General features: G+C 73.6%; 16 protein-coding genes and 1 pseudogene. 11 read left to right on the top strand and 6 right to left on the bottom strand.

Annotation, left to right across the window (positions count from 1 at the left end):
• The first annotated feature begins 4 nt into the window (after window positions 1–4).
• A complete protein-coding gene (locus tag ACIBI9_RS61235) occupies window positions 5–2,725 on the top strand; it encodes a DEAD/DEAH box helicase (RefSeq protein ID WP_397237260.1) in 2,721 nt (906 codons plus the stop codon).
• On the top strand, window positions 2,722–3,849 hold the full coding sequence (locus ACIBI9_RS61240) for an SWIM zinc finger family protein (RefSeq protein WP_397237262.1): 1,128 nt from the start codon (window positions 2,722–2,724) through the stop codon (window positions 3,847–3,849). Before ACIBI9_RS61235 ends, ACIBI9_RS61240 begins: the two co-directional genes overlap by 4 nt.
• A 100-nt stretch (window positions 3,850–3,949) precedes the next feature.
• Here the strand turns inward: ACIBI9_RS61240 and ACIBI9_RS61245 are convergent, their stop codons facing one another.
• The gene (locus tag ACIBI9_RS61245) at window positions 3,950–4,840 is read right to left on the bottom strand and encodes a LysR family transcriptional regulator (RefSeq protein WP_397237264.1); all 891 of its coding nucleotides are present in this window, start codon (window positions 4,838–4,840) and stop codon (window positions 3,950–3,952) included.
• 70 nt (window positions 4,841–4,910) lie between these two features.
• On the opposite strand from ACIBI9_RS61245, the gene ACIBI9_RS61250 reads away from it, so the two are divergent.
• Window positions 4,911–5,597: a gamma-glutamyl-gamma-aminobutyrate hydrolase family protein gene (locus tag ACIBI9_RS61250; protein WP_397237266.1), complete on the top strand. Its 687-nt coding sequence runs from the start codon at window positions 4,911–4,913 to the stop codon at window positions 5,595–5,597.
• 10 nt (window positions 5,598–5,607) lie between these two features.
• Here ACIBI9_RS61250 and ACIBI9_RS61255 read toward each other — a convergent pair whose 3' ends face one another.
• Genes ACIBI9_RS61255 through ACIBI9_RS61275 form a run of 5 tightly spaced genes read right to left on the bottom strand, consistent with a single transcriptional unit; the run spans window position 5,608 to window position 11,117 of the window.
• Window positions 5,608–6,840: a hypothetical protein gene (locus ACIBI9_RS61255; protein ID WP_397237268.1), complete on the bottom strand. Its 1,233-nt coding sequence runs from the start codon at window positions 6,838–6,840 to the stop codon at window positions 5,608–5,610.
• 7 nt (window positions 6,841–6,847) lie between these two features.
• Complete coding sequence (locus tag ACIBI9_RS61260) at window positions 6,848–7,294, bottom strand: SRPBCC family protein (RefSeq protein WP_397237270.1); 447 nt, start codon at window positions 7,292–7,294, stop codon at window positions 6,848–6,850.
• Window positions 7,291–8,178, bottom strand: coding sequence for a hypothetical protein (locus ACIBI9_RS61265; RefSeq protein ID WP_397237272.1), 888 nt, complete (start codon window positions 8,176–8,178; stop codon window positions 7,291–7,293). Before ACIBI9_RS61265 ends, ACIBI9_RS61260 begins: the two co-directional genes overlap by 4 nt.
• Window positions 8,179–8,213: 35 nt before the next feature.
• Window positions 8,214–9,545: a serine hydrolase domain-containing protein gene (locus ACIBI9_RS61270; RefSeq protein ID WP_397237274.1), complete on the bottom strand. Its 1,332-nt coding sequence runs from the start codon at window positions 9,543–9,545 to the stop codon at window positions 8,214–8,216.
• An 18-nt stretch (window positions 9,546–9,563) separates the two neighbouring features.
• The gene (locus tag ACIBI9_RS61275; protein ID WP_397237276.1) at window positions 9,564–11,117 is read right to left on the bottom strand and encodes a hypothetical protein; all 1,554 of its coding nucleotides are present in this window, start codon (window positions 11,115–11,117) and stop codon (window positions 9,564–9,566) included.
• 269 nt (window positions 11,118–11,386) lie between these two features.
• Between ACIBI9_RS61275 and ACIBI9_RS61280 the strand changes: the two genes are divergently transcribed.
• The 8 genes and pseudogenes from ACIBI9_RS61280 to ACIBI9_RS61315 all read left to right on the top strand — a co-directional run bounded on the left by ACIBI9_RS61280 (window position 11,387) and on the right by ACIBI9_RS61315 (window position 17,635).
• The gene (locus ACIBI9_RS61280; protein ID WP_397237280.1) at window positions 11,387–12,097 is read left to right on the top strand and encodes a phosphoribosylaminoimidazolesuccinocarboxamide synthase; all 711 of its coding nucleotides are present in this window, start codon (window positions 11,387–11,389) and stop codon (window positions 12,095–12,097) included.
• A complete protein-coding gene (locus ACIBI9_RS61285; protein WP_397237282.1) occupies window positions 12,094–12,795 on the top strand; it encodes an SDR family oxidoreductase in 702 nt (233 codons plus the stop codon). Before ACIBI9_RS61280 ends, ACIBI9_RS61285 begins: the two co-directional genes overlap by 4 nt.
• 59 nt (window positions 12,796–12,854) lie before the next feature.
• Window positions 12,855–14,009, top strand: a complete 1,155-nt coding sequence (locus ACIBI9_RS61290) for an NAD(P)-dependent oxidoreductase (protein WP_397237284.1) — start codon at window positions 12,855–12,857, stop codon at window positions 14,007–14,009.
• Entirely contained in the window at window positions 14,006–14,962 is a 957-nt protein-coding gene (locus ACIBI9_RS61295) for an HD domain-containing protein (protein WP_397237286.1), read from the top strand. The genes ACIBI9_RS61290 and ACIBI9_RS61295 overlap by 4 nt, the downstream gene beginning before the upstream one ends.
• The gene (locus tag ACIBI9_RS61300) at window positions 14,962–16,164 is read left to right on the top strand and encodes an MFS transporter (protein WP_397237288.1); all 1,203 of its coding nucleotides are present in this window, start codon (window positions 14,962–14,964) and stop codon (window positions 16,162–16,164) included. Before ACIBI9_RS61295 ends, ACIBI9_RS61300 begins: the two co-directional genes overlap by 1 nt.
• A complete protein-coding gene (locus ACIBI9_RS61305) occupies window positions 16,161–16,958 on the top strand; it encodes an HAD family hydrolase (RefSeq protein ID WP_397237290.1) in 798 nt (265 codons plus the stop codon). Before ACIBI9_RS61300 ends, ACIBI9_RS61305 begins: the two co-directional genes overlap by 4 nt.
• A gap of 334 nt (window positions 16,959–17,292) precedes the next feature.
• Window positions 17,293–17,367: pseudogene (locus ACIBI9_RS61310) on the top strand (hypothetical protein); the annotation flags it as partial.
• Between the two features lie 91 nt (window positions 17,368–17,458).
• Window positions 17,459–17,635 (top strand): hypothetical protein, encoded by a 177-nt coding sequence (locus ACIBI9_RS61315; RefSeq protein ID WP_397237302.1) that lies wholly within the window; start codon window positions 17,459–17,461, stop codon window positions 17,633–17,635.
• Window positions 17,636–17,811: the final 176 nt, after the last annotated feature.

A 17,811-nucleotide genomic window follows, 5' to 3' on the forward strand; every position in this document is an offset into this window, starting at 1 on the left:
GGTCGTGAGCAACCTGACTTGGCACGCGGCAGTCTTCCAACCCGGCGACCCACCCAGGTCCGGTCATATCACCTTCCTCGACCCGGACGGGCCGTCGGCGGTGACGGTGGCCGAGGAGCACGACGGCACCGTGCGCACGCGCGAGGTCGCGGCCACCCTCGTCCCGGTGGGCGAGGCGGTGGCAGGGCTGGCCAGGGCGCGCATGGACCCGCGGGCCCACCCGGCGACCCGCTTCTGGGGCGCGGCCGCGCTGGTGGCGCTCCAGCTGGTCACCCGGGGCCGCATCCTGCCGGGGGTGTCGGCGGGAGAGCACGACTCGTGGCGCGCCGGCCCGCTCGACGCCGCCGACATCCAGCGCGTACGCGAGCTGGCCGCCGCCATGCCCGCCGCGGCCCGCGCCATCCCCCTCCAGCCCGGGCAGCAGGCGGAGCTGTGGCTGCCGGAGGCCGAGCCGCTCGTGCGCGCGTTCCTCGACGCCGTCGCCGACGCCATGCCGCGCTCGCCCGGCGCCGTGCGGGCCACCGGCACCACCGCCTTCGCCGCCGCCAAGCCCGTCAAGGTGCCGCACCTGCGCCCCTGGGCCGAGGAGGTCTCGGCCGGCCTCGACTCGGGCGTACGGCTGTCGCTGCGCCTGGAGGCCGACGACCTGGCCGCCGCCGAGTTCCGCGCGATCGTGCAGCTGCACAGCCTGGCCGACCCCTCCCTCGTCATCGACGCGGCCGACCTGTGGGAGGGGCGCGACGCGGGGTTCGGACCGCGCGCCAGGATCGAGGCCACGCTGGCCGTGCGCCGGGCCGCCCGTACCTGGCCGCGCCTGGAACGGCTGCTCGACAGCGCCGTCCCCGACGAGCTCGCCCTCACCGACGGCGACGTCGAGCAGTTGCTCGCCGGCGGCGCCGAACGCCTGGCCGCTGCCGGCGTCGAGGTGCACTGGCCCAAGGCCCTGGTGCGCGGCCTGAGCGCGCGCGCCGTCATCGGCGAGCGCGACGCCAAGCCGTCGGACCTGCCGTCGTTCCTAGGCGGGCAGCACCTGACCAGCTTCAACTGGCAGCTCGCGCTCGGCGGCGAGCGCCTGAGCGCGGCCGAGATGGACCGGCTCGCCGAGGCCCACCGCCCGGTGGTGCGGCTGCGCGACCAGTGGGTCCTCATCGACCCCGACCTGGCCCGCAAGGCCCGCCAGCGCGACCTCAAGCCCCTGACCGGCATCGAGGCGCTGGGCGCCGCCCTGACCGGCGCGGTCGAGGTCGAGGGCGAGCAGGTCGCCGTGGAGCCGACCGCCTGGCTGCGCGAGCTGCGCGAACGCCTGGCCGAGCCCGCCGACGCCGGCCCTCCCGAAGGGCTGGCGGCGACATTGCGTGACTACCAGCTGGCCGGGCTGCGCTGGCTGGCCCAGATGACCTCGCTCGGGCTGGGCGGCTGCCTGGCTGACGACATGGGCCTGGGCAAGACGATCACGCTGATCGCCCTGCACCTGCACCGCGCCGGTGAGGGCGCCGGGCCCACGCTCGTGGTCTGCCCGGCCTCGCTGCTGGGCAACTGGGAGCGGGAGATCACCAAGTTCGCGCCGGGCGTGCCGGTGCGCCGCTTCCACGGGGCGCAGCGCACGCTGCCTGATGAGGGATTCGTGCTGACCACTTACGGCACCATGCGGCTGGACGCGGCCCGCCTGGCCACGCACCCGTGGGGCCTGGTGGTGGCCGACGAGGCCCAGCACGTCAAGAACCCCGCCTCCGGCACCGCCAAGGCCCTGCGCGAGATCCCGGCCGGGGCGCGCGTCGCGCTGACCGGCACCCCCGTGGAGAACAACCTGTCGGAGCTGTGGGCCATCCTCGACTGGACCACGCCGGGGCTGCTGGGCCCGCTGGGCAGGTTCAGGGCGCGGTGGGCCAAACCCGTCGAGTCCGGCGACAGCGAGGCGGCCGAACGCCTGTCGCGGCTGGTGGGGCCGTTCCTGCTGCGGCGCCGTAAGAGCGATCCCGGCATCGCGCCGGAGCTGCCGCCCAAGACCGAGACCGACCGCCCGGTCGCGCTCACCCCCGAGCAGGCCGGCCTGTACGAGGCCGTCGTACGCGAGAGCATGGCCCAGATCGCCGAGGCCCACGGCATGGCCAGGCGCGGCCTGATCGTCAAGCTGCTGACCGGCCTCAAGCAGATCTGCAACCACCCCGCCCAGTACCTGCACGAGGCCGCGCCGCGCCTGACCGGCCGCTCGGGCAAGCTGGAGCTGCTGGACGAGCTGGTCGACACCATCGTGGCCGAGGACGGCGCGGTGCTGGTGTTCACCCAGTACGTCACCATGGCCCGCCTGCTGGAGCGGCACCTGACCGCCAGGGGCGTGGCCAGCCAGCTGCTGCACGGCGGCACCCCGGTCGCCCGCCGCGAGGAGATGGTCGCGCGCTTCCAGGACGGGCGGGAGCCGGTGTTCCTGCTGTCGCTCAAGGCCGCCGGCACCGGCCTGAACCTCACCCGCGCCGACCACGTCATCCACTACGACCGCTGGTGGAACCCCGCCGTCGAGGACCAGGCCACCGACCGCGCCTACCGCATCGGCCAGACCCGGCCCGTCCAGGTGCACCGGCTGATCGCGGAGGGCACGATCGAGGACCGCATCGCCGAGATGCTCGGCGCCAAACGCGCGCTGGCCGAGGCCGTGCTGGCCTCCGGGGAAGCCGCCCTGACCGAGCTGACCGACGCCGAACTCGCCGCCCTCGTGGAGCTCAGATGACCGCCGCCCGCGGCTTCGCCGCCTTCCCGCCGCAACGCGCCGGAGCCCGTTTCGCCACCTCCTGGTGGGGCCGGGCCTGGGTGAAGGCCATGGAGGACACCTCGCTGGACCAGGTGCTGCTGCGCAAGGGCCGCGCGTACGCCAAGACCGGCCAGGTCGGCCCCATCACCGTCAGCCCCGGCCGCATCGCCGCCGTGACCGAGAGCGAGTACGACACCGTCGTACGCGTCGAGCAGCTCACCGACGCCGCGTGGGAACGTTTCCTCGACCAGGTGGCCGCCAAGAGCGGGCACATCGCGGCCCTGCTCGACCGCGACATGCCGCACGACCTGGTGGAGGCCGCCGAGGACGCCGCCGTGCCGCTGCTGCCGGCCGTCGGTGACCTGGAGCCGGAGTGCTCCTGCCCGGACTGGGGGCATCCGTGCAAGCACGCGGCCGCCCTGTGCTACCAGGCGTCGTGGCTGCTGGACGCGGACCCGTTCGTGCTGCTGCTGATGCGCGGGCGCGGCGAGCAGGAGCTGCTGGAGGCCCTGCAGGGGCGCGCGGCTCCGCCCGTCCTGGACCCGGCGCCGGCCGCGTCCGTGGGGACGCCGGCGGTGGAGGCTTTCGCGGCGGGCGTGCCCGCGCTGCCCGAGCCCCCGCCGTTCGAGGTCGCCTTCGCCCCGCCCGTGCTGGACGGGGCGCCGGGCGTGGACGTGGCCGCCCTGGGGGTGCTCACCGCCTCGGCCGCCTGGCGGGCGCGCGAGGTGCTGCTCCACGGGCGGCTGCCGGAGCTGTCCGAATACCAGGACCGGGTACGCCTGGCCGCCGAGCACGACCTGGACCTCGGGCTGGAGACGGCCGTGCGGGCGTGGCGGTACGGCGGCTCGCACGGCCTGGAGGTGCTCGAGCACGCCTGGACGCCGCCCCGCCAGGATCTGGCCAGGTCGCAGGCCCTGCTGGAGGCCGGTTGGGAGGGCGAGCAGCCGCCGCCGCTGGAGGCGTGGCGCAACCGCTGGACCCTCGGCCCCCTGCAGCTGCGCTACGGCCGCGACGGCCGCTGGTACCCCTTCGCGCAGGTCGAGGGGGAGTGGTGGCCCGCCGGCCCACCGGAACGCGACCCGGCGGCGCTGGTCAGCGGGTGAGCCGTCAGGCGCGGCGGCGGTAGGCGGCCACGGCCAGGCCGAAGAGGCGGCGCACGCGGGAGGCGTGCCGGACGACTGTCATCGCGCGCACAGATCGCTGTCAGCCGGCCAGGACGGCGGCCAGGTCGGCCGCCGGGCCCGGGGGAAGAGCGCCGTGCAGCAGCTCGACGCGGTGCACCAGCCGGGGCGCGGCCAGCGGCACCCCGCACGTGGCCGGCCCGGCCCCAGGCAGGATGGGAGCGGACAGGGCGGAGGCGGGTAGCAGGGTCAGGCCGTGGTCGGCGGCCACCAGGTTGAGCACGGTGTGCACGTTGTCGCCGTGGTAGTCCAGCCCCACCGGGAACCCGTCGCCCACCAGGTCGCGCAGCCGGGCCAGCGGGCACAGCGGGGTCTGCAGCCAGCGCGCGTCCACCAGGTCGGCCAGCCCCAGCGCCGACCGGCCGGCCAGCGGATGACCGGCGGGCAGGGCCACGACCAGCTCCTCCTCGCTCACTCCGACGGCCGTCATCGGCCCGGCGTCCAGCAGGCGCAGCGGGTCGGACGGGGCGGCCAGCCCGTCGGCCAGGCCCAGGTCCGCCCGGCCTTCGGCGACCATCGCGACGGCCTGGTCGCGCCCGCAGGTGTGCAGGCTCACCTCCAGGCGCGGGTTGTCGGCACGCGCCCGCGCCAGCCGGGCGGCCACGACGGCGTTGACGGCCAGCGGGGTGGCGGCCAGCCGCAGCCGGTGCCCGGGCCGGGCGGCGGCGCGCAGCACGTCGGCGCGGGCCGCGCGCAGGCGCAGCAGCAGCGGCCCGGCGTGCTCCAGCAGCCGGCGTCCGGCCTCGGTGGGCTCGACCGGGCGGCGCAGCAGCAGCGGCAGGCCGAGGTCGGTCTCCAGCGCGGCGATCTGCTGGGAGACGGCCGACTGGGTGTAGCCGAGCTCGGCGGCGGCCGCGGAGAACGAGCCGTGACGGGCGACGGTCACGAACGTGGTCAGCAAATGAGGATCCATCAGTGTTGCTTATAGCAGGTCCAGAAATCATCGTTGGCGCTTAACCAGGTGCGGCGGTCAGGATGAGGGCATGAAAATCGCCCTCGTGGGGGATCGATCCCCCAGTGTTCGTTCACATGCCCGGATCCCGCTGGTCGTCGAAGCGCTGCGGGAGCGGGACGGCATCGCGCTCGACCCGTACTGGATCGCCACCACCGACGTGTCCGGCCTGGAGCGCTTCGACGGCATCTGGATCTTGCCCGGCAGCCCGTACCGGGACGAGGAGGGCGCCGTGGAGGCGGCGCGCGTGGCCAGGGAGCATCGGATCCCGCTCCTGGGCACGTGCGCCGGGTTCCAGCACATGCTGCTGGAGTTCGCGCGGCACGTGTGCGGGCTGGACGTGGCGCACGCCGAGAACGACCCGGACGCGCGCGAGTTCCTGCTGACGCCGCTGGCGTGCTCGCTGGCCGGGCACGAGGGGCGGGTGCGGATCTCGCCCGGGACGCTGATGGAGCAGATCATGGGCGAGTCCGTCACGATGGAGTCCTACATCTGCTCCTACGGCCTGAACGAGACCTACACCCGGACGCTGGCCGAGCACGGACTGGTGTTCTCCGGGCACGCCGACGACGGGGCGGTGCGGGCGGCCGAGCTGCCCGGTCACCCGTTCTTCCTGGGCACGTTGTTCCAGCCGGAGCTGGCGGGCGACGGGCGGCGCCCGCACCCGGTGATCGCCGCCTTCGCCGCCGCGGTGGCCCGCCAGGCGGTGCACACCTGACCTTCGCGATTCAGCCGGCGGCGGGTTCTGCGTGGCGCAGCGCGCGCAGGCCGGGCAGCGCGACGGCGCCGAGGCGGGCGCCGGTGCGCGGGTCCAGGCGCAGCACCTGCTCGCCCGCGCCGGCCAGCAGTTCCCCGTTCAGGTACGCCAGCCCGCGCGCCGGACCCGGCAGGTCCCAGGCGGCCTGCCGGGCGAGCGTGGCGCCGTCGGAGACCAGCAGCCGTGTGCCCGCCGCCAGGAACAGCCGCCCGTCGCCCGCCGCCGAGAACGCCTCCCCGGCGGCCACCGTGGGGGCGCCCGCCAGGCCGGACCGGGTGATCGTCACGTCCGTGGTCGAGGCCAGGACCGCGCGCCCGGTGGAGGCGTCGAACACGTAGAGCCGCTGCCCCTCCAGCGCCAGCGTGTGCGCCTCGGCCGGGCCGAGCCCGAACGGGGTGGGCAGATCCAGGCAGAATGCCCAGCGCTGGTCGAGGTGCAGGACGTGCACGAAGGCGTGGACGCCGGGATTGAGGTCGCGGCCCGCCTTCAGGTCGCGGGTGTGCAGGTGGTCGTCCTGGTGGGTGTAGAGGGTGAACAGGATGTTCTGGCCGGGGTCGAAGACGGCCTGGCGGCCCTGGCCGCGCATCTCCTCCTCCTGGCCGGGCGGGATCTGCCGCTTGTCGCGGGTCTGCAGGGCGCCCATCTTGCCGCTGTCCAGGTCGTACACGCGTACCCGGTAGCGGTCGGGCGCCGACGCGGGCAGGCGGTCCAGGACGTACATGGCGCTGCCGTCGGTGGAGAAGGCCTCCGGCTCGATGTTGCCGTCGAGGTGGAGGGTGCGCCGCCGCCCGGCGGCGGCCAGGGTGATCGTGGTACGGGTACGCGGGCCGGGCGGCGGGCCGAGCGCGGCCAGGCCCGTGGAGACGGCCTTGATCCGCGGCGGCCCCTCATTGGTCAGGCCGACGGCCAGGTCGTCGAGCAGGGTGCCGGTGCCGGCCTGGTAGGTGCGCAGGTGGCCGTCGTGGAGCTGGTAGAGCCTGGCCCAGCGCGGCTCGGCCACCCCGCCGGGGTAGGTGGCGCGGACCGCGCCGGTGGCCAGGTCGACGACGGCCAGCCCGGCGGCGGTCTCGGCGAACAGCCGTCCGGGCCGGGCGGCTGTGGCGGGCGAGGGCTGGGGCCCCGGCCGCTCGTCGGGGGCGCAGGCCGCCAGAACGGCCGCGGCGCCGCCCAGCGTGATCGCTTGGCGTCTGGTGCAGGGAGCCATGCCCTGTCTACACCGCTCGCGCCTCCCGGGTTCCCGGGGTCAGCAGGCCGGACAGCTTGCGCAACGAGTGGCGCAGGAGGGCGACGCTGACGGGGCGGACGACCGGCCACAGGGCCCGGCCCAGCGGCCCGAACGGCAGTCGCAGCCGCTCGGCCCAGATCACGCGGCTGCCGCCGTCCTGGGGCCGGATCCTGATGGCGCCGTGGCCGCGGACGAACCGGCCCGTGTGGGTGACCAGCACCAGGGTCGGGGGCTGCCAGGTCGTGATCGTCATGGTGTCCAGGAATCCGAACGGCCGCACGCCGGTGTAGGCCTCGACCGCGTGCTCGCCGACCTGGCGGGCGTCGGTCATGAACATCCACTCCCGGTGCCGCCGCCAGTCGGTGATCAGCGCGAACACCTGCTCCGGCGGCGCCGGAATGTGCAGGGCGGCGCCCGCGTACACGTACGTCATCTCGGACCTCCGGTGGCCAGCTCCACGGCGTGGGCGCGGTCGAGGGTGCGGCCGCGGGTGAAGGCCGCGGCGAAAGCCTCCTCGCCGAGGCCCTCGCGCAGGCGCGCCGCCACGCGGGCCACGTCGGGGTTGGCGGCGTCGGGCGCGCCGCGCAGCTGCTCGGCGGCGCCCAGCGCGGTGGCCCCCGGCAGCAGGTCTCCGCGTGCCGCGCACAGCTCGGCCACGGCCACCGCGACCCGCGCCAGGACCGGCATGTCGGCCGCCGCCATGACCAGCTCGGCCGCCCGCTCCGCGTGGCGCGCCGCCGTCGTGTGGTCGTGCGCGGCCACCGCCAGGTGGGCCTGCCCGACCAGCAGCAGCGCGCGGAACTGCGGCGCGATCGCCGTCCCGTCCTCCATGGCGTGCCCGGCCGCGGCGTAGTGGCGCTCGGCGGCCCGCAGGTCTCCCTCCTGGCGGGCCAGATGGCCCAGCTCGACATGCGCGAACGCGACGTTGCGGGCGGGCGTCTCCCGGCCCTCCGGCGCGTCGGTCAGCGCCCGCAGCACGGCCCTGCCCCGCTGCAGATCCCCTTTGCGCATCAGGATGGAGGCCTGCCAGACCCGCTGGTGGGCGACGTCTGACTCGGGGTTGAGCTCGAGCAGCAGCCGTACGGCCTCGTCCATCGCCTCCAGCCCCTGGTCGAAGTCCCCGAACACGGCATGCGTCTCGGCCAGCGACGTCAGCGCCATCGACAGCCCCCACCGTATCGCCAGCACCGGGTGCTCGGCCTCGTGCTCTTCCTGCAGGGCCGCGGCCAGCGCCAGGCGCACCAGCAGCCGGCGCAGCCGGGCACCCCCGACCGCGGCGGACTCGACCTCCAGCGGCCCCAGGATCGCCACACGCACACGACCATGCTGCCATCTCCGCGGCGGCGTGCCCCTCAGGTTCGCCAGTCGCCGGCCCCGCCCGGCACCGGCGCCTTCGGGTCGTAGGGGGTGCGGGTGAAGATGAACGTGTTGAGGTCGAGGTGGTCGGCGGCCACCCGCAGCGTCTCCCCGGCGTAGTAGCCGTCCAGACCCAGCCACGTCCCGTCGGCCTGCGGCACGAACCGCGAGGCCCGCCCGCCGCCCCCGACCGGCTCCAGCGACAGGGCGCGCTCGGGCAGCAGCCGCAGCGTGTACGGCTTGGGCCCCCAATGCCACAGCCCCGTCAGCGCCAGCAGCTCGGGATCGGCGGCGACCGGCTGCCATTCGTCCGGCAGGCGCGGCTCGTACTCCTCCAGGATGTCCAGCAGGTCGGTCAGCAGCGAGCCGTTCATCCCCGAGGTGGTGTTGGCCATGAACAGCACCCCCACCCCGTCGGCGGGGTCGGCCCACACCGTGGCCACGAACCCCGGCATCGACCCGCTGTGCCCCGCCAGGCGCCGCCCGCCGGGACGGGACAGCTGCAGGCCCAGCCCGAACCCGACGGTCCAGGAGTCCCCGTCGTCCACCCCGACCGGCTCACGCATCTCGGCCAGCGTGTCGCCGCACAGCACCCCCGCGGTGTCGCCGCCCAGGAACGCCGCCCATCGCGCCAGGTCGTGCGGCGTGGACCACAGCTGCCCGGCCGGCCCCATCGCCTCGGCGTCGTGCTCCGGCTCGGCCAGCACCACGTCGGCGTACGGGTGGACGGCGTAGCCGGTGGCGTGCGGGGCGCGCGGCCGGGCGGTGGTGTCGTTCATGCCGAGCGGGTCGAGCACCTCGGACTGCAGCGCCTTGAGCCAGGTGGTGCCGCGCAGCCTGGCCACCAGCTCTCCCAGCAGGGCGAAGCCGACGTTGGAGTAGTGGAAGCGGCGCCCGGGCCGGTGCTTCAGCTCGTCGGGCCCGAGGCGCTCCAGCAGCTCGGCGACGGGGACGCCGGGGGTGCGCTCCCACCAGGCGGTGGGCGGCTCGGCGGTCAGGCCGGCGGTGTGCGACAGCAGCTGGGCGATGGTCAGGTGTCCCAGCGGGGTGCCCGGCAGGTGCGCCTCCAGCGGGTCGGACAGCCGCAGCGCGCCCTCGTCACGCAGCCGCATGACCACGACGGCGACCATGCTCTTGGTGATCGACCCGATCCGGTACTGGGTGGCCGGGGTCGGCGGCGCGCCGTCCACCCGGCCACGCCCGCCGAACCATGCCGGTCTCCCGTCGCGCACGATCGCCGCCGCCAGCGACGGCACTCTGCATTCGGCCTGTTCGACGGCCAGCCTGCGCAGCAGAGCGCGCGCCGTCGCGTGTCCCACCTGGCTCATGAGCGACAAGATTAGCCGTTAGACGAGCACCAGCCGCGGGCCTATCAGCTCTCCTTGGTGCGGCTGCGGGTGGGCCTGGTCGTGGTAGTAGTGCCCGGCGTACCAGACCACGACGTTGGTGCCGTCCAGGCTCTCGCCGTTGAGGAAGCGGTTGAGCGCGGCGCGGTCGCGCGGGCCGGGGTTGCCGTCGTCGAGCTCGCGGGGGTGGTGGCGCAGGAACCACAGGTCGGACACGCCGTAGGCGTCGGCGGTGCCGTCGAAGTCGCCGGGGTGGATCTGGTAGCCGCGGCCCGAGGCCTTGTCGCGCACCTGCCAGTACAGGGCGGGGTGGCGGCGTTTGCGGGAGGTCTCGCGGATGATCGGCACGGGTTCGGGGATGATCGAGCCGGTGTCGTCGATCTGCTCGATCACGTCGTTGCCGGCGCCCTCGACGTCGAAGTCGAGCCGCCAGTAGGCGTGGTGGCGGTGCACCATGCACGTCATCGGGTTGGCGGTGGCGGCGAACCCGAAGCGGGGGCTGATGTCGCCGTTGTCGGCCAGGCGCCAGTCGCTGGCGTAGCGGTACCAGCCGGCGGCCAGCTCGCTGACGATCCGCAGCTGCTCGCCGTCGTGGTGGAAGGCCACACCCTGGAAGTTGCCGGCGTCGGTCGAGGGACGTTCCAGGATGGTACGGGGCGGGCTGTCGCACAACCGCCACCCCCACCCGACCGGGTCCCTGCCGACCGCGTTGAAGCGGGTCTCGAAGCTGACGTCGTCGCGGAAGGTCGTGCCCTCCTCGTACTCGACGTTCAGGACGGGCACGTGGGCCTGCCGGAGCACGAGCCGGCCGCGGTAGCGCACGTCGCGCAGCTCGACGCCGCCGCCGACGCCGGGGTTCTGCGGGGCCGAGGCGCGCGGGCGCACCACCAGCAGGTTCCACAGCTCGGTGGACCCGCGGTGCACGCGCACCCGTACCTGGTCGGGGCCGCCGCGGTCGGTCAGCGCGTCGACGCCTTCGGGGACGCTGTGCTCGCAGTCGTGGTGCATGCGCACGTTGATCCCGGACGGGGTCCAGTCGACGGCGCGGTTGACCAGGTCCACGGCGACGATGCGGTGGCGCAGCCCGGTGGGCTCGCCGGGGGTGTAGACGCCGAGGGTGGGGCGGCGCACGGTGGTGCCGTCGGGGTTCTCCAGGTCGGCCAGCGGCGGCATGGGCCGGTAGACGACCACGTCCTCGCCGGCCGGGAAGCGCGGGTCGGCGCGCAGGACCTCGGCGGCGGCCGCCAGTTCCTCGCGGCTGGGCTGCGGCCGGTAGGCGCTGGGGCGCAGCTCGGCGCGTTCGGGCCGGTCGAGGGTGCCGCGCAGCTCGACGGCGCGGTTGCCGACCGGGTCGAACACCGTGGCCTGGAACGGGGCGTTCTCCCCGGGATCGTGGCCGAGGCCGGGGGCGAAGGCCACGGTGAGCCGGTCGGGGTCGGCGACCTCGAGCGCGGCCAGCGCGTCGGGGTGCTCGGCGACCGCCTGGCGCAGTCGCTGCGCGGTCAGGCCCGCGCGGGGGACCGCTTCGATCGTGACGCGTACATCGTCGCTCATGGGCTGTCTCCTCGGCACGGCTGGTCGGCAAGGGCCGCTGGTGCGTTATCGGCCCGAGACGCCGGGACGTTAGCCCGTCGCGGCGATCCTGAAGCCGGTGGCGCCCTACCACTTAAGGAGGATATCGACGTGTATTTCACTTATCCGTTAGGCCGGGGGCGAGCGAGAATACAAATGGCCTGATCTGTGAATATCTCCGGAAAGGGCTGAAGATTTCCCGGCTGAATTATGCTTGACATCGTCAGTCATTCGAATAACTATGCTGTTCTGTGACCCCTCCAAAGAATGGCATTACCGGTCCGCCTGCCGTCGAAGGCCGCAGCAAAAGGATCTGGCTGCGCGACGACGGCACCTGCGTGGTCGAACTCATCCCCAGCCTGCGCAGCTACACCTTCGACCGCGACGAACTCGTTCCGGCGACCGCGCGCCTGCGCCTCGACTTCTACGAGCGCGCGGCCCGCGCGCTGCACGCGGCCGGCATTCGCACGGCGTTCAGGGAGCGGCTCGGCGAGACGACCTATCTTGCCGACTACGTGCCGGCTCCGCCCTTCGAAGTCATCCTCAAAAACCGGTCCGTCGGATCGACCCTGCGCAAGTATCCCGGCCTCTTCCCCGAAGGCCATGTCTTCCATCCCCCGGTGGTGAAGTTCGACTTCCGGATCGACCCCGAGGACCAGCCCATCGGCGAAGACTACCTGTGGGCCTATGGAGTGGATGTCGAGGAGTTCCGGCGCATTGCCCGAGAGTGCAATGACTGCCTCCGCAAGTGGCTGGAACCGCTCGATCTCTGGGATTTCTGCCTGATCATCGGCCCCAGGTCCGAAGGCGATCTCATTATCAACTCCGAAATATCGCCCGACTGCATGCGGCTGCGCGACCGCCACGGCAACTCGCTGGACAAGGACCTGTTCCGGCAGGGGGCCGGCCATGAGCACATCGTCTCCGTCTGGTCCGAGCTGGTCGGCAGGCTCCCGGGATGACCGAGGCGCACCGCCCGGTCGCCATCGTGACCGGGGCCAACCGGGGCACCGGTCTGGCCATCGCCGCTGAGCTCCACGCGGGGGGCTGGGAAGTATGGGGGCTGAACCGCACCTCGGCGGGCAAGTCCTGGCTCCCCGAGGCCCGGTGCGACCTGGAGTCGGCTGATGCGGTGACGGCCGCCGTCGAGACGGTCGCGCGCCGGCGGGGGCGGATCGACTTACTCGTCGTCAACGCGGTGGCCCGGTCCCTGGGCAGGATCGGCACGCTCAGCCTGCCCGACTGGCGGGCCGCGTTCGACGTCAACATCGTCTCCGTGCTGCCGCTGCTCCAGGCGGCGCTGCCGTACCTGCGGTCAGGCAACGGCAGCATCGTCCTGATGGGCAGCCACGCCGGGAGCCGCTACTTCGAGGGCGGCGCCGCCTACTGCGCCAGCAAGGCGGCCCTCAAAGCGCTGGCCGAGGTGCTCCTGCTGGAAGAGCGCCCGAACGGGGTCCGCACCACGCTGATCAATCCCGGCGCGATCGCCAACGAGATCGGTGACGACTCACCGTTCAAGCTGTCCACGTCCTCCGTCGCCCAAGCCGTGCGGTGGGTTGTCGAGGCACCCGCCGACACCGCGATCGGCGAGATCGAACTGCGTCCGGCGCACCTGCCCGACATGGCTGTGACCGGCCTGAACCGGCTCCAAGCGGTCTGAGCCGTCCTGCCGGCGTCGAGACGCGCCGCAACCTCTCCATCTCTCCCAGGGGGACTTCCATGACATCCATTCTTGAGCGGAAACCCGCGGTGTCACGCGCCGGACACGCGTCGCGTGCCTGCGACCTGCCCGTGCTGCGCAGCGCGCAGGCCGACTGGCCGATGCCGCCCGCCCGCACGATCCTCATCGCGCACCTGCTCGACACCGCGGTGCCGTACGTGCGGTTGCTGAGCCGGTCCACCGAGCTCGCCCAGATCGTGCCGGTGCCCTACAGCGCCCAGCCGGAGGCGCTGTCGCTGCTGGGCGACCTTCCGGTCAGCATGCCGGCCTCGATCGAGGAGGTCGGACCCATGGCGGTCGCCGCCGCCCAGCGGGCCGCCCGGCAGGGCGAGTCGCCCGTGATGATCCAGGAGGTCGGCGGATACTGCGCCGGGGCGGTGAGAGACCTGGCCGGGGTGCCGGGCTTTCGCGGCATCGTGGAGGACACCAAGCAAGGGCAGTGGCAGTACGAGCGCGCCGCGCCGCTTGCCCTGCCGGTTTTCACCATCGCCGACAGCCCGCTGAAGGCACTCGAGGACGTCCAGGTCGGGCGGTCCGTGGCCTACAGCGTCGAACGGCTGCTGCGGCTGCGCTTCTACCGGCTCCTCAGCGAACGCCGCGTCCTCGTGCTCGGCTACGGCGGGATAGGGACGGCCCTGGCCGAGCACCTGCGGCGCGCCGGAGTCCAGGTGGCCGTCTACGACCCTGACGACATCCGGATGTCCGCCGCCGTGGTGCACGGATTCCGCGTGGGCGTGCGCCAGGACCTGCTCTCCTGGGCCGAGGTGATCATCGGCGTCTCCGGCCACCGCGCCCTCACCACGGCCGACCTGCCGCACCTGCGCGACGGCGTCGTGCTGGCCAGCGGAAGCTCCAAGCAGGTCGAGTTCGACGTCACGGGCCTGCGCCGGGCCGCGTCGGCCTCGGCCGAGGTCGACGAGGTGCTCGAACTGCGGGTGGCCGATCGCACCGTCTATCTGCTCAACGACGGCAAGCCCGTCAACTTCATGGAGCACAGCATCCTCGGATCGGTCCTCGACCTGGTCTACACCGAGCTGTATCTGTGCACGCGCGAGCTGGCCCGGCAGGCCTGGGAGCCGGGGCTGCACCGCCTCGACCCGCGGCTGCAGCAGGAGCTGGCGCAGCGCTGGCGTGAGGAGTACGGACAGCGGTGAACGCGATTCTCGAGAAGGTCCGGGCCCGCGTGGTCGTCGACTTCGCGACCGCCGACTCGGCCCACGACATCGGCCACGTCGACCGGGTCGCCGCCCTGGCGGGGGAGATCGCGGCCCGGACGGGCGCCGACCCCCGCATCGCGCAGGTGGCCGCCTACGTTCATGACTACCACCGGGTGGAGGAGGCCAGGCAGAACCGGCGGCCCATCCGGCCCGAGGACGCCCGCGCGGCCGTGCTGGAGGTACTGGAGGGGTGCGGAGTGCCACCAGAGTGGCATCCGCCCATCTTGCGCGCGGTCGAGCTGACAGGCCGCTACCGCTTCGCCGATGAGGAGCTCGACGATCGGTGCGCGATCGCCGCGGCGGTGCACGACGCCGACAACCTCGACGCGATGGGAGCCATCGGCATCGGCCGGGCCTTCGCCTACGGCGGGCTGCTCGGCGAGCCGCTGTGGGATCCCGGGACCGCTCTCAAGGAGGTCTACCAGGAGGGCGGGACCTCGTCGGTGCTGGCCCATCTCTACGAGAAGCTGGTCCGGCTGGAGCGGGACATGCTCACGGAGCCCGCGCGCCGGATGGCGGCCGACCGGGCGCTGCTGCTGCACCGGTTCGCCGCCGGGTTCCGATCCGAGTGGGGCAGAGGGCAGGCCGCCGGCTCGCGGGTCCAGTGGGACTCGCGCACCCGCTTCCTGTCGATGGAGGAGCCCCGCGGCGACGCCGATGAGCCGGTCGTCCGGGTCAGCTTCCGCGGACAGGTCTCGCTGGCCTTCGACGAGCAGGGGCAGCCGACGGCGGTCCACCTGCCGGACGTGCCTGACCTCCTGGCCACCGGCGTGCGGATCGATCTGTCCCAGGGCCGGCCGCATCACCACATCGAGGGGATCGGGGACATCGAGCTGCAACTGCGCAAGAACCGCCCGGTGGCGCTCCATCTGCACCTGTGGGGCGAGTGATGGGTTACTTCAGCCTGCTCCGGGCCCCGTACGTGACCCGGCTGCTGCTGGGGACGCTGGTCGGGAGGCTGCCCAGCGCGATGGCGGCGCTGGCGATCCCGCTGGTCCTGCGGCAGGCGGGCGCGAGCTACGACTTCGTCGGCCTGGCCGCCGGAGCCTTCGCCATCGCCGCCGCCGGCGGCGGTCCGGTGCTCGGCCGGCTGGTGGATCGGGTCGGCCAGGTCCGGGTCCTGGTGCCGGCCGCTGTCGCGGCCGGCGCGGGCCTGGTCGCGATCGCGGTGGCTCCCGCCGAGCCTGCGGTCGTCATCTCGGGTGCCCTCCTGGCGGGGGCGGCGACCCCGCCGCTGGAGCCCTGCCTCAGGGTGCTGTGGCCTGATCTTGTTCCGCCCGCTCGGCTCGAGTCGGCCTACGCCATGGACTCGGCCTCCCAGGAGCTGGTCTTCGTCGGCGGTCCTCTGGTCGTGGCCGGCTGCGTGGCGGCCGGATCCGCGGTGGGCGCGCTGTGGGTGGGGGCGCTGCTGGGCCTGCTGGGGGTGTTCGTGGTCGCCACCGCGTCGCCCACCCGCGGCTGGAAGGCGCCGGTCCGTTCGCCCGACTGGCTCGGGCCGCTGCGCAGCCGCGGTCTGACCGTGCTGCTGGTGAGCCTGACCGGGGTCGGCGCGGCCATCGGCGGCCTCAACGTCCTGGTGGTCTTCTACACCGAGCACCACCACGTGGTGGGCGGGGCGCCCACCCTGCTGGCGTTGAACGCCTTCGGCGCCCTGATCGGCGGTCTCGGCTACGGCGCCGTGCGCTGGACCTCCTCGCCCCCGCGGCGGACGCTGCTGCTGACCGTCGGCCTGGCCGCCGCGTACGCGTTGTTGTGCCTGGTGCCGTCCCCGCCGTACATGGCGGGGCTCATGATCCTCACGGGGCTCTTCCTCGCGCCCGTGCTGACGGCCGCGTTCGTCCTGGTCGGGAAGCTCGCCCCGGCCGGTACGGTCACCGAGGCCTTCGCCTGGCTGGTCACGCTGATGACCACGGGAATCGCCCTGGGATCGACTGCGGCGGGCCTCATCCTGGAACACGCCACGGAGTCCTGGGCCGCTACCGTCGGGGTGCTGGGCGTGGCCGTGGGCGTCGTCGTCCTGGCGGCCGGGCAGCGGTGCCTCGCGGTCGGGAGCGCCGACACCGCCGACGACCCCGCGGGCGCCGCCGTATGACACGGATCCAGCTGGTCTGCACGGATCTGGACGGGGTGTTGCTCACCAGCGCCGGCGGCCTCAGCCACGAGACCAGCAAGGCGCTGGCCGACGCCCGCGCCGCAGGACTCCAGGTCATGGTCGCCACCGGGCGGCCCACCCGGGACGCTCTGGACTGGGCGCTGGAGGCCGGCCTCCAGGGGCTGCTCGCCTGCAGCAACGGCGCGGTGATCTGGGACACCTGCGCCGAGCGGGTGCTGTTCGACCACTGTTTCACCGCCGACCAGCTCAAGCAGGGCTTCGCCTGGGCCGAACGGTCCGTGCCAGGCGGTGTCCTCGGGCTCGACACCGAGCACGAGCTCGTGCTGCAACCTGGCTTCGCCGACCTGGTGCCTGACTGCTGGCCCCACGCTGTCTCGGCCGACCTCATCGGCCGCGCCACCGGCGACAACCGCGCGGTCAAGATACTCCTGGCCCACCCCGAACTGTCAGCGCGCCACCTCGCCGGCGCGTTCGTCGGCGAGGCGGTCACCGGGCTCCGCGCCACGTACTCGACCGCGCACTTCCTGGAGATCTCGCCGGAGCACGCGAACAAGGGCGAGGCCTTGCGGTGGGCGGCCGCGTACCGGAGAATCCCCCTGACCGCCACGGCCGCGGTGGGGGACATGCCCAACGACCTTCCCATGCTCAGGAAGGCCGGACTGCCCGCGGCCGTCGCCAACGCGCACCCCGAGGTCAAGGCAGCCGCCCGGCTCCTGCTGCCCAGCAACGACGACGACGGCGTGGCCTCCCTGATCCACACCATCCTGTGCTGACCGCTCGGTGCGGCCATCCACCGGAACCCAAGATCGCCACCCTCCTCCTCACGCTGCGGCAGGGCGGGGCGACGATCGCGGCCACCGGGAACCTGATGACCACCCAGCCCGAGACGGTGGCCGTGCTGAGGGCTCAAGGGGTCTGGGCGGGACCGAAGAGACCACCTCAGGGCGGGCGAGGCTGCTGCCGCTGCGCGACCGGATCGCGCGGCCGCTCCTGGTCATCAACGACAGCCCGATCAAGCAGTTCGCCGAGAACGAGCATGCGGTGGGCCAGAGCGTGCCCGACACGGATCCGGTGCGCCGCCTGAACGCGCTGCTCGACGGCTTCGCGGTGCCGGAGCGGGAGCAGGCGATCTCGTCCTGCGAGCTCATCGTGACCGTCACCGGCGCCGCACGCGTCCTCACCGGCGCCGATCTCCGCCTGCTGTCCGACGGTACGATCCTGGCGAACGCCGGTCATGTCCGGGCCGCGCCCGCTGGGGAACTCGGTGGAGTCGATGGATCTCGGGTTCACTCTCCAGGCACGCTGTCTGGAGTCGATCGCGCGCGGGCTCGTGCCGCCCGACCAGTGCGTCGTCCCCGTTCCCCCTGACATCGACGCGAAGGTGGCGCACGCCTACGTGGCCCTCGCCAACCGCGACCTGGCAGAAGATCAGGGGCTTCACGGATCGTGAAGACCTGTCCGTCGCGGCTCAGCAGCGCGGTGGCCCGGCCGTCCCGGCTCGCCCAGAACCGGTTCGCGAACGGGAAGCGGCAGGCGCGTACGGCGCCGCCGCCGTCGGAGTAGCTGATCACGTCCGCGGCGAAGAGCTCTTCCAGCGCGGTCATGTCGCCGGAGCGGGCGGCGGCG

The organism is Nonomuraea sp. NPDC050451 (assembly GCF_044458585.1).

Excerpts from the sequence above, each read along its gene's own strand:
- ACIBI9_RS61240 (WP_397237262.1), top strand. The coding sequence starts at position 2,722 with ATGACCGCCGCCCGCGGCTTCGCCGCCTTCCCGCCGCAACGCGCCGGA.
- ACIBI9_RS61245 (WP_397237264.1), bottom strand. The coding sequence starts at position 4,840 with ATGGATCCTCATTTGCTGACCACGTTCGTGACCGTCGCCCGTCACGGC.
- ACIBI9_RS61250 (WP_397237266.1), top strand. The coding sequence starts at position 4,911 with ATGAAAATCGCCCTCGTGGGGGATCGATCCCCCAGTGTTCGTTCACAT.
- ACIBI9_RS61255 (WP_397237268.1), bottom strand. The coding sequence starts at position 6,840 with ATGGCTCCCTGCACCAGACGCCAAGCGATCACGCTGGGCGGCGCCGCG.
- ACIBI9_RS61260 (WP_397237270.1), bottom strand. The coding sequence starts at position 7,294 with ATGACGTACGTGTACGCGGGCGCCGCCCTGCACATTCCGGCGCCGCCG.
- ACIBI9_RS61270 (WP_397237274.1), bottom strand. The coding sequence starts at position 9,545 with ATGAGCCAGGTGGGACACGCGACGGCGCGCGCTCTGCTGCGCAGGCTG.
- ACIBI9_RS61275 (WP_397237276.1), bottom strand. The coding sequence starts at position 11,117 with ATGAGCGACGATGTACGCGTCACGATCGAAGCGGTCCCCCGCGCGGGC.
- ACIBI9_RS61285 (WP_397237282.1), top strand. The coding sequence starts at position 12,094 with ATGACCGAGGCGCACCGCCCGGTCGCCATCGTGACCGGGGCCAACCGG.
- ACIBI9_RS61290 (WP_397237284.1), top strand. The coding sequence starts at position 12,855 with ATGACATCCATTCTTGAGCGGAAACCCGCGGTGTCACGCGCCGGACAC.
- ACIBI9_RS61300 (WP_397237288.1), top strand. The coding sequence starts at position 14,962 with ATGGGTTACTTCAGCCTGCTCCGGGCCCCGTACGTGACCCGGCTGCTG.
- ACIBI9_RS61305 (WP_397237290.1), top strand. The coding sequence starts at position 16,161 with ATGACACGGATCCAGCTGGTCTGCACGGATCTGGACGGGGTGTTGCTC.
- ACIBI9_RS61315 (WP_397237302.1), top strand. The coding sequence starts at position 17,459 with ATGGATCTCGGGTTCACTCTCCAGGCACGCTGTCTGGAGTCGATCGCG.